Annotated in this window: 9 protein-coding genes; 6 read left to right on the top strand and 3 right to left on the bottom strand. The window is 37.2% G+C overall.

The features are described 5' to 3' along the window. Positions 1–61 precede the first annotated feature (61 nt). A complete protein-coding gene (odhB, locus tag ACRD62_RS12935) occupies positions 62–1,333 on the bottom strand; it encodes a 2-oxoglutarate dehydrogenase complex dihydrolipoyllysine-residue succinyltransferase (RefSeq protein WP_430820532.1) in 1,272 nt (423 codons plus the stop codon). A gap of 54 nt (positions 1,334–1,387) precedes the next feature. Beyond that, the gene (locus ACRD62_RS12930) at positions 1,388–4,210 is read right to left on the bottom strand and encodes a 2-oxoglutarate dehydrogenase E1 component (protein WP_430820531.1); all 2,823 of its coding nucleotides are present in this window, start codon (positions 4,208–4,210) and stop codon (positions 1,388–1,390) included. A gap of 157 nt (positions 4,211–4,367) precedes the next feature. Between ACRD62_RS12930 and ACRD62_RS12925 the strand changes: the two genes are divergently transcribed. After that, positions 4,368–7,226, top strand: coding sequence for a Fe-S cluster assembly protein IscX (locus tag ACRD62_RS12925; RefSeq protein WP_430820530.1), 2,859 nt, complete (start codon positions 4,368–4,370; stop codon positions 7,224–7,226). A gap of 194 nt (positions 7,227–7,420) precedes the next feature. On the opposite strand, the gene trmD is transcribed toward ACRD62_RS12925, so the two are convergent. After that, positions 7,421–8,098 (bottom strand): tRNA (guanosine(37)-N1)-methyltransferase TrmD, encoded by a 678-nt coding sequence (gene trmD, locus ACRD62_RS12920; RefSeq protein ID WP_430820529.1) that lies wholly within the window; start codon positions 8,096–8,098, stop codon positions 7,421–7,423. 250 nt (positions 8,099–8,348) lie between these two features. On the opposite strand from trmD, the gene ACRD62_RS12915 reads away from it, so the two are divergent. The 5 genes from ACRD62_RS12915 (at position 8,349) to ACRD62_RS12895 (ending at position 15,518) form a co-directional block, all read left to right on the top strand. Next, a complete protein-coding gene (locus ACRD62_RS12915) occupies positions 8,349–10,271 on the top strand; it encodes a DUF349 domain-containing protein (RefSeq protein WP_430820528.1) in 1,923 nt (640 codons plus the stop codon). Between the two features lie 147 nt (positions 10,272–10,418). Next, positions 10,419–12,020: a CTP synthase gene (pyrG, locus tag ACRD62_RS12910; protein WP_430820527.1), complete on the top strand. Its 1,602-nt coding sequence runs from the start codon at positions 10,419–10,421 to the stop codon at positions 12,018–12,020. Positions 12,021–12,039: 19 nt separating this feature from the next. Further along, positions 12,040–13,890, top strand: a complete 1,851-nt coding sequence (gene yidC, locus ACRD62_RS12905; protein ID WP_430820526.1) for a membrane protein insertase YidC — start codon at positions 12,040–12,042, stop codon at positions 13,888–13,890. A gap of 243 nt (positions 13,891–14,133) precedes the next feature. After that, the gene (locus tag ACRD62_RS12900; RefSeq protein ID WP_430820525.1) at positions 14,134–14,976 is read left to right on the top strand and encodes an SDR family oxidoreductase; all 843 of its coding nucleotides are present in this window, start codon (positions 14,134–14,136) and stop codon (positions 14,974–14,976) included. 71 nt (positions 14,977–15,047) lie between these two features. Continuing rightward, positions 15,048–15,518 carry a hypothetical protein gene (locus ACRD62_RS12895; RefSeq protein ID WP_430820524.1) on the top strand — a complete coding sequence of 157 codons (471 nt, stop codon included), beginning with the start codon at positions 15,048–15,050 and terminating at the stop codon, positions 15,516–15,518. Positions 15,519–15,621 lie beyond the last annotated feature (103 nt).

The following is a 15,621-nucleotide window of genomic DNA, read 5'->3' as shown; positions in this document are numbered from 1 at the left end:
TATGACATAAAAAAACGGGATTTCAATTTTTGAGATCCCGTTTTTATTTTCTGTCAATATTCTAAAGTCCTAATACCAGCTCTTCAGGATTATAACCACCCTGCAGCAGTTTGGCCGGATCTTCAATCATTTCTTTCACCTTAACTAAAAATCCAACAGAATCTTTACCGTCTATAATTCTGTGATCGTAGGAGAGGGCCAGATACATAATAGGACGAATCTCAACTCTGCCATTGACCGCAACGGGGCGTTCAACAATATTATGCATACCCATAATAGCCGACTGTGGAGGGTTAATAATTGGAGTGCTTAGCATCGATCCAAAAACACCGCCATTGGTCACCGTAAATGTACCACCACTCATCTCTTCAATACTGATCTTTCCGGTTCGCGCTTTTTCAGCCAGATTCTTTAAGGATAATTCAATATCGTGTAACTGTAATGTTTCAATATTTCTGATAACCGGAACCATCAAGCCTTTTGGAGTCTGCACAGCTACTGAAACATCATGATATTCGGGCATTACAATTTCTTCACCATCAATCATTGCATTCACCATTGGATGATGTTTAAGTGCCAGTGAAGCCGCTTTAATGAAGAAGGACATAAAGCCCAGTTTTACACCATGAGCATCGATAAATTTGTTTTGATATTTTTTTCTAAGTGCCATTACAGCCGACATATCAACCTCATTGAAGGTAGTAAGCATAGCCGTTTCATTTTTTACAGAAACTAAACGCTGACTTAATTTCTTTCTTAAGTTCGTCATTTTTTGACGGTGTGCTTCCCTGCTGGCATCAGATGAAATAAAGGCTGATTTGCTGTTACCTGAATCTGAAGTGGTAGGCGCATTTTTAGCCAATTCCACCTCTTTAGAAGAGATTCTCTTTAATCCGTTAATTACATCATCAACAGATAAATCAGCTTCTTCCATCATCTTTTTAGCCAATGGAGATACTTTGGCCTTTTCATATTGTGATGTTTTTTCCTGAACAGGTTTTGCTGATTCTTTATTAATTTCCTCTTTCTTAACTTCCACTTCGGGGGAATCATCTTTTGAAGTTTCGGCCTGAGAAGTTGAAGGAGCCTCGCCAGCAAAATCAGTGTCAATAGAACAGGCAACTGAATCAACAGCTACTGTTTCACCACTTTCTACCAAAATTTTAATCTTACCAGCTTCAGAAGCTATTAAAGCAAGTGTTGCTTTATCCGATTCAATCTCGGCTAATTCCTGATCTTTTGCAACAATATCACCATCAGAAACCAGCCAGCTGGCAAGCTCAACTTCCGAGATGGATTCTCCTGGTGTAGGGACTTTTATTTCAACTATCATATTTCAAAGTTTGTATCATTACAGACCTTAGTCTGAAACGGTTATTCAGATAATTTAGATAGAGAACCTTGGTGGTTCTTCAAAATATTTATGCTGTTTCAGAATTTCTTTTCTTGATAATCCTTCAACACATTGCAATCCGCAGTATTTCTGTTTACGGGCACAATGACAGTTTTTGAAAACTTTATTGATAATTTCATTCTGACCAATAACATGCAGGCCATTTAATCCGGTAGCAGGGCTACCACTTGATAAACGTGCAACAGGTACCAGTTCTATATCTTTCATTTTATTCTGGATGTAATACCAGGCTCCCATATTCTCAGGCTCTTCCTGAACCCACAAATGCAATAATGCATTACTGTATTTTTTGTTGATTGCCTCAACCTGCTTTTTTGGATAAGGATGAAGCTGTTCTATTCTGATTAATGCAATGTCTGTAGCGTCCAGTTCTTCTTTGCGAGCAAGTAAATCGTAATAAATCTTACCAGAGCAATAAACAACTCTTTTTACTTGTTCAACTTCAACATTGTTGTCATCAATTACTTCTTTGAAACCTTCTTTTGTGAAATCCTCAACAGAAGAAATACATTTCGGATGTCGCAACAGACTTTTAGGAGTAAATATTATCAAAGGAACCCTGAAGTTACGTTTGATTTGACGACGTAAAACATGGAAAAAGTTGGCTGGAGAAGTACAGTTAACAATTTGCATATTGTTACGGGCTGCCAACGATAAGAATCTTTCTATACGGGCACTTGAATGCTCCGGTCCCTGACCTTCAAAACCATGAGGAAGATATAGTACCAACCCATTCATCAAACCCCATTTCTCTTCGGCTGAAGATATGTATTGGTCGATGATAACCTGAGCAACATTATAAAAATCGCCGAACTGAGCTTCCCAAACAGTTAAGCCGCCTGGCTTAGCCAAAGCATATCCATATTCAAAGCCCATCACACCATACTCAGAAAGGAGCGAATTGTAAATTTCAAATGGTGCCTGATCTTCAGAAATAAATTGCAATGGACGATAACGCTCTTCACTGTCTTCCACAGTCATAACAGCATGGCGGTGAGCAAAAGTGCCTCGTTCTGCATCCTGACCACTTATCCGTACAGGATGACCTTCAGTCAGCAATGAAGCATAGGCAAGTTGTTCACCCAAAGCCCAGTCAAGTTTATCATTCTCAACCATTGATTTTCGGTCCTGAACAATTTTTTCAAGCTTTTTGAAGAACTTCTTGTTCTCAGGAAGATGATTGATGCGCTCCAATAAGTATAAAGCCTTATCTTTATCGATACCTGTTTCAGGTGATGCAACAAAATCTTCGTCGGTAGAATAATCGTATTCTTTCCAATCATCATGTAAGAAGCGTTGAATAATAACCTTATCTATCTCTTTAGATTCAGCTAATGCATCTTCCAGTTTTTGATTAAATAAATCGGCTTCTTTAAGAGCATCTTCCTTCGAAACTACTTTTTCCTGTTGAAGTTTCAAATTGTAAATATCCCTTGGATTAGGATGCTTGGCAATGGCTTTGTAGAGAGTTGGCTGTGTAAAACGTGGCTCATCACCTTCGTTATGTCCATATTTACGATACGAGAGTATATCGATAAATACATCAGAATTAAAACTCTGACGAAATTCAATAGCCAGTTCAACAGCATATACTAAAGCTTCAACATCGTCGCCATTCACATGAAAAACCGGTGATCGGGTTACTTTACCAACATCTGTACAATAGGTTGATGAGCGGGCATCGAGATAATTAGTAGTAAAACCAACCTGGTTGTTAATAACAAGATGAATGGTTCCTCCTGTTTTATATCCAGGTAACTGGGCCATTTGTACCACCTCGTAGGCAACACCCTGAGCAGCAATTGCTGCATCTCCATGGATAACTACCGGTATTACCTTATCGTAGTTTTGATTGTATTGATGATCGATTTTTGATCGTGAAATTCCTTCAATAATTGGAGCAACTGTTTCGAGATGCGAAGGGTTGGGAGCCAGGTTAACTTTGACTTTTTTACCTGTTTCGGTTTCTATTTCATTATTGTATCCCAAATGATACTTAACATCACCCAGAGAAATACCTTCTTCGTATTCATCCCCATTAAATTCTTTGAATACATTTTTATAGGGCTTTTGCAATATATTGGTCAACACGTTTAATCGACCACGGTGAGCCATTCCAATCATCACTTCTTCCACACCCAGTTCGGCACCTTTATTTATGATGGCACTTAAACCTGGTATGAGAACCTCTGATCCTTCCAGCGAAAATCGCTTTTGCCCCACAAATTTTCTATGAATAAAATTCTCGAAACCTGCAGCCATATTTAGTTGGTGGAAGATCTTTCTTTTCTTTTCAGCACTAAACTGTGGAGTATTACGCACCATTTCCATTTTACCTTTTAACCAGCTTACTACTTCGGGATGTCGAATGTATAGATATTCCACCGCTACCGACTGACAATAAGTTTGTTGTAAGTGCTCGATGATTTTTCGAAGTGGAGCCTTACCAATTCCTATTTCATTACCGGCCAGGAACTCTGTGTCGAGATCCTTCTCAGATAACTTGAAATTTTCAATGTCAAGAGTTGGATAGTACTTACGACGTGAGCGGACGGGATTGGTTTTGGTAAAAAGATGACCTCGTTGTCGATAGGCATGTATCAATTCAATTACAAGAAACTCTTTATCTACAAGGCCTGATCCATTGGGTTGCTGATAGTTTTTGAGAGCAAAGTCAAATCCCTGAAAAAAACGTTGATAGCTTTCATCTACCGATTCAGGATCGTTTTTATACTGTTGGTATAATTGATCGATGGCTTCTATATTACTGTTGCCAACGAAAGAGAATTTATCCATAAGAATTTAGTTTCCTATTGATTATAATTAATTATTCAGAACAGTAGGTTCTGCTTATGGGGCATCAAAGTTAATTAAAATGCACTCTAATATCCGTCAGTTATGTTTATTTTAAGATACAAATGTTTAATTTCATCCGACAAAATCAAATAAACTTATGACATCAGGATTCCTTAACTCCATTGCCTCTTATTATTATCAAAAAACAGACTTGTCGAAATATTGTTTCGTGTTTCCCAGTCAAAGGGCAGGTATTTTTTTTACAAACTACCTGAGGCAGTTAGTTAAAGATCCTATGTGGTCGCCAAAGATCATTACTGTTAACGATTTATTCGCTTCTTTGTCGTCATCAATTGTTGCCGATAATATTACATTATTGTTCACACTGCACAAGGTTTATGTGAAAGTAACCGGTAAAGAAGTCAGTTTTGAAGAGTTCTTACCCTGGGGCGAAATGTTACTGAACGATTTTGATGATATAGATAAATACCTTGTTTCAGTCGAACAACTTTTTTCTAACCTTATATCATTAAAGGAACTGGATGACGACTTTTCGCATTTGAGCGAAAGACAGCTGGAAGCAATTCAATCCTTTTGGGGAGCATTTGAGCAGAAGAAAAGATCAGAACATCAGGATTATTTTTTAGAAGCATGGAAACAAATTCCAAAGGTTTATAAAGCTTATCGCGAAGAATTACAAAAGGATAACCTGGCCTACGAAGGAATGGTGTATCGCTTAATTGCAGAAAAGCTAATAATTGGCGTAGATGTCGATATTAAATGGGATAGAGTAATCTTCGTTGGACTTAATGCCCTAACACCTTCTGAGCATCGTTTGATGAAACAATTGCAAAAAAAGCAAAAAGCTGATTTCTTCTGGGATTATTCACCATGGATGATGGAGAAGGACGAAGAAGTTAAGATCAAACGTCGGGGGCCTGGATTCTTTATTGAAGAAAATCTCCTTCAGTTTCCATCACCCAAGGATTTTAGTATGCCATTGAATTCCGAAGGGCCTGAGATTACTATAACAGCAGTTGCAAATCCTACCGAGCAGTTAAAATCGGTTCATCAGTTTTTGGATGAAGAATATGTGAGTGAAATGAAATCGGCGGTAGTGTTGGCTGATGAAACATTACTGATGCCTGTTTTACATGGTATTCCTCCTAAAGTTGACAAGGTGAATGTGACCATGGGTTACCCACTGAATCATACTCCGGCTTATGGTTTGATTGAGTTATTATTGAATCTGCAACAACAGATCAGAAAAGGAAGTGGTAGTGATGTATGGATGTATCATCGTCATGTTTTACCATTGTTGCAACAGCAATATATTTCAATGTTGGCCGAAGCCGATACGCGTCGATTACACAAACAATTGGTGAAAAACAATGCCATCTTTGTAAAGGCTGATAGTTTGCATATTAACGAACTTTTTAAAAGCATTTTTGTTAAGGTGAGCACGGGTTCTGAATTGTCGGCCTATCTGATTGATATTTTGGGGAAAGTTTACGAACTCTTACAACCCGACGAAAATAAGGTGCTGGAGAAGGAGTTTATTTTTGCTCTTCAGAAATGTATAATACGACTACAGGATTTACTGGAGCAGAATGCTCAGGCTGATATTGATACCAAAACATGGGTTCGCCTGTTTAAAAAGCTGGCAGAGTTTCAAACAGTACCATTCAGGGGTGAACCATTGGCTGGTCTTCAGGTGATGGGAATTCTGGAAACACGTGCCCTGGATTTCGATAAGTTGATTATTCTGGATTTGAATGAAGGTGTATTTCCACGAACATCGGCTCCAAATACTTTTATTCCTGCAACTTTACGATCGGGATTTGATTTACCAACCATTGAGTTTCAGGATACCATCTTTTCTTATTATTTCTTTCGTCTGATTCACAGGGCTAAAAAGGTTGAAGTACTGTATTCAACCGGAGCGCAGGGAATGAAATCCAATGAGATGAGTCGTTATTTGTATCAGCTTAAGTATGAGTTTAATGCCAAGATAAATATGCGAACCCTCTCCGGGCAGGTTTCACTTCTCAATCCTCCTGTTGTGGCAGCCAGTAAGAAAGAAGAAGTGAAGGAACGATTGTCTTTATTTACAACGAATGGTAAAAAGCTTCTTTCACCCAGTGCTCTTTCGGTTTATATTGAATGTCCCATGCGATTCTTTTATCAGAAGATTGTTGGTATAAAAGAGCCTGACGAGATAACGGAGGAGGCAGATGCCCGTATTTTTGGTTTGATTTTTCATGATGCAGTTGAAAATCTTTACAAAGGGAAAGCCGGAAAGGAAATACAATCTGATGACATTGATTACTGGCTAAAAAATACAGTTTTGATCGACCAGCTTATAAAAGATGGTTTTCGCAAATATTTGATGGATTACGACCAGGGACGACAGTCGTTTGCAGAGATACAGGGACGAAATGTAATGGTATTTGAAGTGATTAAGCGTTATCTGTTACAATTTCTTAAACTGGAGAAGAAAAAGACTCCGTTTACAATTATTGATCTTGAAAAACATGTTGAATGGAACTATACTACCACTAATGGTTTACATCTTAAATTGGGTGGTATCATTGACCGTCTTGAGGAGAAGGATGGTATCTGGAATGTTATGGATTATAAAACCGGCTCGGGAGTAGCTGAAGTTAATTCGATAGAAGAGCTTTTTGATACAGATAAGCATAAAAAAAATAAAGCCATTTTCCAGACTTTATTATACTCCTTAATTCTGGATGAAACAGAGAATGCAATGGTCCCCAAACAGCCATCCGTTATCTGGGTACGCGATGTTTTTAAAGCCAACTACGATACCAAACTGTATTTGAAAGAGGGCAGAAGCACTAAGAATCCAATACTGCTGCAATCTGTAAAAGAAGAATTTAAAGCCAATCTTGAGCATTTACTGGAAGAAATTTACGACGACACTATTCCGTTTAATGGAGCCGAAGACACCGATAAGTGCACTTATTGTACCTATAAGGTTTTGTGTAATCGATGACTTTAATGGTTAATGATAAATTGTGAATGGTAAATTAAGTTAAATTGTTTAGTTATTTAACAGAAGGATAGTGTTTTAGCTTTTGAAAGATTGAGGCCCGTCAGGGACGAATGTAAAAGAATAGTACGTAAGTGCTATGAGATAGCGACATAAGAATCAGGCCCAGAGGGCCGTCTGTAATAAATAACTAACCATTAATCATTAAGTAGGTCCGGTCTGATTTTTTTAGTTCGTTCATAAGCTTTTTGTTCGCGCCACTCATCAATTTTAGCATCGTTACCGCTCAATAGTACATCTGGTACTTTCCATCCATTGTAATCAGAAGGTCGAGTGTATACAGGGTGTGATAGCAAACCATCCTGAAAACTATCGGTTAAGGCTGAAGTTTCATCAGACATTACACCGGGAATCAATCGGATAACTGCATCGCTGATGACTGCTGCCGCCAGTTCGCCACCTGTCAGCACATAATCGCCAATGGTTAGTTCCAGTGTGATATAATGATCACGTATGCGTTGATCTACTCCTTTGTAATGGCCACAAAGAATCATGATATTACCGGATAAGGACAACGTATTGGCAATTTTCTGATTAAAACGTTCACCATCAGGAGTTACATAAATGATGTGGTCATAATCTCTTTCAGCCTTAAGTTTATCAATTAAATCAGCAATGGGTTGAATGGTCATAACCATGCCGGCACCCCCTCCAAATGAATAATCATCAACCTTTTTGTGTTTGTCAAGCGAATAATCCCTGATATTATGAAAATGCATTTCTACCAGTCCTTTTTCAACCGCTCGTTTAATAATCGATTCAGTTAATGGACCCTGAAACATTTCTGGAAAAAGAGTAAGAATATCGATTCGCATGACAATCTGAAATTTTGCGCAAAGATAATAATATTGCACCAAGTTTTAGTTTTGTAAAGAATGAGTATTTTTTCAGAATGTTCAAACAAAATGTTGATTTCAGCTATTTGCTAATTACATTTCTTTGTATTTGGCTGTAATATCTTATTTTTAGCTAAAAAGTTTGTCACTTAAGCGAATTACAATATATTCGTAAGATAAATGAATTGAGACAGAATCAGTGGATTCTGCGAATTAGAACGTAAAGCTTATGGAAGCAAATGACCTAAACAAACCTCTTGAGAATGAGAATGGTTTGAATTCAGAAAATGAATCTGAAAATATGCAGGCAGAAAACACAGCATCCGAAAAAGAAGAAGTTGCTGAGACTAAAGAAACAACAGAAGAAAAGGCTGTAACAGATGAGGTTGCAGATCAAGTTTCTGAAGAAGGTGGACAGGAGATTGAATTAGAGTCGGTTGATCATATTATGCTCAGTAAAGAGCAATTGGTTAAAAGGCTTAGGGATGTTCTGAAACACTATCCTGTTGAAAAAATTAAGGAGGAAGTTGAAGAGATTAAATCTGCCTTTTATAAAAAACATAAAGCTGAACTGGAAGATCTTAAGCGTAAGTTTGTTGAGTCTGGTGAGTTGGAAGAGAATTTTGCCGCTCCGGTTGATAATCTTGAGATTGAACTGAAGGATATGCTTCAGGATTTCAAAGCCCGTAAGGCTGAATTTAATCGACGCATTGAGGAAGAAAGACAAAGTAACTACCATGCAAAGCTTGATGTAATTGAGGCCATTAAAGAGCTTATCAATGGTCAGGAGTCATTAAATGAAACATTCCAGGCTTTTCGTGAGTTGCAACAACGTTGGCGCAATATCGGACCTATTCCGCAAGATAAGGTTCATGATATGTGGGAAACGTACAACTATAATATTGAGAATTTTTACAATTATATAAAAATAAACAAAGAGCTTCGTGATCTTGACTTAAAGAAAAACATGGAAGCTAAAACTGAATTGTGCGAAAAAGCAGAAAAATTATTGTTGGAACCAACAATTGTAAAAGCTTTTAAGACACTTCAGAAATATCATGAGCAATGGCGCGAAATTGGTCCGGTACCTCATGATAAAAAAGAAGAGTTATGGGCTCGTTTTAAAGAAGCTACTTCATTAATCAACAAACGTCACCAGGAATATTTTGAAGGATTGAAGGATCAGTTGCAAAAGAACCTCGAAGCAAAGACGGAATTGTGTGAAAAGGCGGAAGCATTGATTACTGTTGATTTGCATACTCCAAAAGAGTGGGAGGCCAAGAGTAAAGAATTAATTGAATTACAAAATATTTGGAAGACAATTGGTTTTGCTCCTAAAAAAGACAATAATAAGATATACGATCGTTTCCGCACAGCATGTGACTCATTTTTTAATGCTAAGCGTGATTTCTTTAAATCATATAAATCAGAGCAATCTACTAACCTGCAATTGAAGACTGAATTATGTTTGCAGGCTGAGGCTATGAAAAACAGCACCGACTGGAAACGTACAACTGATGAATTTATTAAGATCCAGAAACGCTGGAAGGAAATAGGTCCTGTACCTCGTAAACAAAGTGATATTATCTGGAAGCGTTTCCGTACTGCGTGTGATGCATTCTTCGATCATAAATCCAATTTCTTCAATCACAAAGATGAGGAACAAGAGAAGAATCTGGAATTAAAAGAAGCCTTGATAAAAGAGGTGGCTGCATTTGAAGCAAGTGAAAATTCGGAAGAAAACTTTGAAAAGTTGCAGGATTTTCAACATCGTTGGAACGAAATTGGTCATGTGCCAATTAAAGATAAAGATCGTGTAAACCAAGAGTTCCGTGGTTTGATCAATCAGTATTTCGATAATCTGAATCTGGATGAGTATCATAAAAATGTAGAGAAGTTCCGTAATAAGATTGAGAACTATAAAACCAATGATTATGCGGGTGATAAGCTCACACAGGAACGTAATAAGATTATCAATAAGTTGAAGCAACTTGAGAATGATATTACTGTTTGGGAAAATAACATCGGTTTTTTTGCCAAATCGAAGAAATCGGAAGCACTGGTTCGAGATTTCAAACATAAAATTGAAACGGGACGCCGCAATATCAAACTACTCAATAAGAAGTTGGACATGTTGGAAGACATGGATTAGTGATAAAATAACAAGGTCGGCAAAAAGTCGACCTTTTTTTTGTTGAAAGCAATAATGATCCATAATTTTTGATGGTATTTTTCTACCTTTGTGGTTTTTAATTTTGACTCGTGAGAGTTGATGGATTAATAATTTAAAAATACTGTTGTGTCAGAAACAAGATATGTATTTGTCACTGGGGGTGTAGCCTCCTCTTTGGGAAAAGGAATTATATCAGCCTCATTGGCTAAATTGTTGCAAGCAAGGGGTTATAGTGTAACCATTCAAAAACTGGATCCATACTTAAATGTAGATCCCGGAACATTGAATCCATATGAGCACGGAGAATGTTATGTAACAGAGGATGGTGCCGAAACAGACCTTGACTTAGGTCATTACGAACGTTTTTTGAATGTGCCTACTTCGCAAGCTAACAATGTTACTACTGGTCGCATATACCAAAATGTGATTAACAAAGAGCGTAAAGGTGATTACCTTGGTAAAACAGTACAGATTATTCCTCATATCACTGATGAGATTAAAAGAAACATCAAATTACTTGGTACCAAGCATAAATACGATGTTGTAATTACTGAGATCGGAGGAACAGTTGGTGATATTGAATCATTACCATATGTTGAATCTGTTCGTCAGTTAAAGTGGGAGCTGGGTAACCGTGTGGCTGTTATTCACCTTACTCTGGTTCCTTATTTGAATTCTTCGGGTGAGTTGAAAACAAAACCAACCCAACACTCCGTAAAAGCATTATTGGAAACAGGAGTTCAACCGGATGTTTTGGTATTACGTACCGAACACGATTTAGCAGCTGATATCCGTAAAAAAGTAGCACTTTTCTGTAATGTTAATCCAAAAGCGGTTGTTCAATCCATCGATGTTAAAACCATTTATGAAGTGCCTGTTAAGATGCAGGAAGAAGGTTTGGATGAGATTGTTTTGGAAAAATTGCAATTACCTATCGATGAGAAACCCGCTTTGAAAGAGTGGAGAGGTTTCTTAAAGAAAATGAGTAAAGCCACCAAAGAAGTAAAAATCGGTTTGGTGGGTAAATATGTTGAGTTGGCAGATGCATATAAGTCAATAATTGAGGCTTTGATCCATGCAGCTACCTACAACGATCGTAAGGTGAAAATTGAACTGATACATTCTGAAACCTTAACATCCGAAAACGTAGCCGAAAAATTAGGCGGATTGGATGGAGTATTGGTAGCACCGGGATTTGGTCACAGAGGAATTGAAGGTAAACTGGATGCAGTTAAATATGTACGTGAAAACAATATTCCATTCCTGGGTATTTGTTTAGGGATGCAATGTGCTGTTATTGAGTACGCGCGAAACGTGCTAAATTTACCTGATGCTAATTCACGAGAGATGAATCACACAACTGCTAATCCTGTGATTGACCTGATGGAAGATCAGAAGAATGTTAGTGAGATGGGTGGAACCATGCGTCTGGGAGCCTATGAATGTGCGTTAACACCCGGAACCAATTCGGCTGCCGCTTATGGCAAAGAACTGGTACATGAGCGTCACCGTCATCGTTATGAATTCAATAGTGAATACCTTGAAACATATGAGAAAGCAGGAATGAAAGCTGCCGGATGTAATCCTGATACAGGACTGGTTGAGATTATGGAGATTCCTACTCACAAATGGTTTGTTGGTGTTCAGTTCCATCCTGAATATAGTAGTACGGTGGTAAAACCACATCCTATCTTTATGGCGTTTATAAAAGCCGCCATTTCTCAATAAAAATTATAACAAGCATAAAATGGATAGAAATTCGATAACTGGAATAATACTGATTGTACTCATCTTTGGGTTCTTTACGTGGTGGAATCAGCCATCGGAGGAACAGCTTGCCGAACAAAAAAGGGTTCGAGACTCTATTGATCTGGTAGAACAAAAGGCTGAGGCTGATCGTATTGCCAATGCTGCAAAAGTAGAGGTTGAAACTAAAGCTGTTGTTGAGAAAGATTCTGCTACAATAGCTGAAGAGTTGACTAATAAGTTTGGCTTATTGGCCGATGCAGCTCAAGGGGAGCAAACTTTTGTAACCTTAGAGAACGATTTAGTTAAAATGGTTCTGAGTTCGAAGGGAGCTCGTGTTTATTCTGTAGAACTAAAAAAATACCATAACTACGATGAGAGTCCTGTAATATTAATGGACGGTGATCAAAATAAGTTTGGATTTAATTTTACCCACAACAGTAGATTCTTTCATACAAATGATTTATACTTTACAGAACTGCCTCAAACATCTCCTAATAAGGTAGATTTTGTTGTGAATGCTGCTGAAGGTAAATTAATCTTCACCTATGTATTGCCTGAAGATGGTTATATGGTTGATTTTAATATAACAACACAAAACTTAGGTAATGTAATTGCGACTCCTAACGGATCGATGGATATTAACTGGGAGATGGAAGTTCCTGCTCAGGAAAAAGGCGTTAGTTTCGAGCGTCGTTACTCTGGTGTTTACTATCGTTTTGCAGAGAATGATGTAGATCATATTACTGCCAGTGGTTCCAAATCGGAAGAATTAAGAACCAAGCTGAAATGGGTAGCATTTAAAGACCAGTTCTTTTCATCTGTATTTATTTCTGGTGATTATTTCTTAAGTGGTGATGTAAAAGCGGTTACTCCTGAAGATGATAATCATCCTGTAATAATGGATGCCAGCGCAATGGTGGCCGTTCCTTTTACAGGTAATGATCAGCACAGTTTTAATTTCTATTTCGGACCGAATGATTTTAAAGCCTTAAAGCCATATGCCGATTTAGGTCTACGTCAATTGGTTTATTTAGGATGGAGTTTCCTTCGATATATTAACCTTGGTGTAATTGAGGTATTCCATTTTCTTGAGAGATATTTTAGTAATTATGGTTTGATCATTTTAATATTAACCATACTTATTAAGCTGATTATCTTCCCATTCACATACAAATCGTATGTATCTACAGCTAAAATGAAGGTGTTAAAGCCTCAGATAGAGGAGATAAATAATAAGATACCGAAAGAAAAAGCAATGGAGCGTCAACAGGCAACCATGGCGTTATACCGAAAAGCAGGGGTGAATCCTATGGGAGGTTGTTTGCCTATGTTATTCCAAATGCCGATTTTGTTTGCTATGTTCCAGTTTTTCCCAGCATCAATTGAATTACGTGGCGAAAGTTTCTTGTGGGCAACCGATTTATCTTCTTACGACGCAATCATTACCTGGACAGGAGATATTCCATTGATTACTCAATATTATGGAAATCATGTCAGTCTGTTCACCTTATTAATGGCAATCACAAATATTGTGTATACCTACATTAATCAGGAAATGACTCAAAGTACACAGCAAATGCCAGGTATGAAAGGTATGATGTACTTAATGCCGGTAATGTTCCTGGTATTCTTTAATAATTATGCAGCAGGATTGAGCTATTATTATTTCATTTCAACTTTAATAACCATTGGTCAAACATTATTGATTCGTCGTTTTGTTGATGAAGAGGCTTTATTGGCAAAATTAAAAGCCAATCAAAAGAAACCTGCAAAAAAATCGAAATTTCAGCAACGATTAGAGGATATGCAAAAGCAACAACAATTAGCTGGGCGTAATCGTAAGAAATAAATATTCAGAAATTAGATAATTACAGAAAATAGGGTGTCCAAAAAAATGGATGCCCTATTTTTTTTGTGCTTTTTCAGATAGGATATTTCTTAAACCAATCAACCCTTTTCATGTTCTTCTTTAAAGTATCAGTGTACTAACATCAGTTTTATTTCTTAACATAGGTCAATTGTAACAGGTATGCATAAGCTGTACATTTGTATCAAATAAAAATCAATAATAAAACAATTAAAAAATAAGAATATGAAAATAGGAGTTACAGGTGCAACTGGGCAGTTAGGACAATTGGTTGTTGAGCAATTGAAGAAAAGAGTGGCAAGCGAAGATGTTATTACTTTGGTGCGTAATACAGAAAAAGCAAAAGATTTGGGTGTGGTTGCTAAGGCGTTTGATTACACAAAACCAGAAGGTTTAGCATCGCAGTTAGAGGGGATCGATTATTTGCTATTGATTTCAGGAAATGAAATTGGTCAACGAGCTGTTCAGCATCAAAATGTTATCAATGCATCTAAAAAGGCTGGTATTAAGTGGATTGTATACACAAGTTTATTACATGCTGATCAGTCTTCTTTAAATCTGGCTGGAGAACATTTGGCAACTGAAAAAGCTTTAAAGGAATCAGGTATTGAATATACTATTCTACGTAATGGCTGGTATAGTGAGAATTATACTGGTTCGATTCCTGGAGCAGTTGGAGCTGGAGCATTCGTAGGTAGCGCTGGTGAGGGTAAGATTTCGTCTGCGGCACGTATTGATTTTGCTGAGGCAGCTGCGGTAGTTATTAGTGATGATAGTCACAAGGGTAATGTTTATGAACTGGCAGGAGATGAAGCTTATACGCTAAGTGAATTAGCCGCTGAAATTTCAAAACAAACCGGAAAAGATATTCCATACAGTGATATGCCCGAAACAGAATATGCAAAAATATTAAAGAGTATCGGTCTTCCGGAAGGTTTTGCAGATGCTATTGCCAGTTGGGATGTTGGAGCATCAAAAGGTGATTTATTTGATGATGGGCATCAGTTGTCCAAATTAATTGGAAGGCCAACTACACCATTGAGTCAATCGGTAAAGCAAGTGTTGTAATCTATTAAGAATTAGATAAAATGAAGAGATTCTGCCAGGTTTTCCGGCAGAATCTTTTTTATACTTATGTTATGAAGAAATTAAATAATACCCGGAGAATAACGATAGATAATGATCAGGTTCGATTTCAGTTCTATAAATCAGATTCTGAAACGTATGAAATATCTTTACCTATTGGATTTGATTATATTGTAAAGACATTCTTTAAGCATGAAATTCCTTCTGAATCAGATATAGAATATGCCATCAATTATATTGAAGATGAGTTGATGAGTAAGAAAGAATTAATAAGCTTTAATGAGAATTTAATTACTGAAGACAAGGGAATCAAAGACTTATTTTTAAAAAATGGGTTAACGGAAAGTATTTATTCGCGCCAAAGAGTTGAAGAGTTATTTAATCAATATGCCTACATTGTAATGGGAGCTTCTCCTGTTATTTCAGGTATTGAAATAACCCCAAAGGATGTTGCTGTCATCCTTTTACTTCGTGAAATAATGCATCATCTCGACTACAGGAATATTAGTATTAAGGCACTTTGATCATTATATTAAAAGAGGGTGTCCAAAAAGTGATTCTGCAAATAAGGAATCTTTCAAATTGTAACTTTACTTTCATTATACCCCACCAAACCTCCCCTAAAAG

Origin of the sequence: Carboxylicivirga caseinilyticus (assembly GCF_050589785.1) — a bacterium.
Lineage (GTDB): Bacteria > Bacteroidota > Bacteroidia > Bacteroidales > Marinilabiliaceae > Carboxylicivirga > Carboxylicivirga caseinilyticus.
The sequence above is the reverse complement of the archived record's forward strand: the minus strand, read 5'-3'. Positions and strand labels throughout refer to the sequence as shown.

Excerpts from the sequence above, each read along its gene's own strand:
- ACRD62_RS12895 (WP_430820524.1), top strand. The coding sequence starts at position 15,048 with ATGAAGAAATTAAATAATACCCGGAGAATAACGATAGATAATGATCAG.
- yidC (WP_430820526.1), top strand. The coding sequence starts at position 12,040 with ATGGATAGAAATTCGATAACTGGAATAATACTGATTGTACTCATCTTT.
- trmD (WP_430820529.1), bottom strand. The coding sequence starts at position 8,098 with ATGCGAATCGATATTCTTACTCTTTTTCCAGAAATGTTTCAGGGTCCA.
- ACRD62_RS12900 (WP_430820525.1), top strand. The coding sequence starts at position 14,134 with ATGAAAATAGGAGTTACAGGTGCAACTGGGCAGTTAGGACAATTGGTT.
- ACRD62_RS12915 (WP_430820528.1), top strand. The coding sequence starts at position 8,349 with ATGGAAGCAAATGACCTAAACAAACCTCTTGAGAATGAGAATGGTTTG.
- ACRD62_RS12930 (WP_430820531.1), bottom strand. The coding sequence starts at position 4,210 with ATGGATAAATTCTCTTTCGTTGGCAACAGTAATATAGAAGCCATCGAT.
- odhB (WP_430820532.1), bottom strand. The coding sequence starts at position 1,333 with ATGATAGTTGAAATAAAAGTCCCTACACCAGGAGAATCCATCTCGGAA.
- ACRD62_RS12925 (WP_430820530.1), top strand. The coding sequence starts at position 4,368 with ATGACATCAGGATTCCTTAACTCCATTGCCTCTTATTATTATCAAAAA.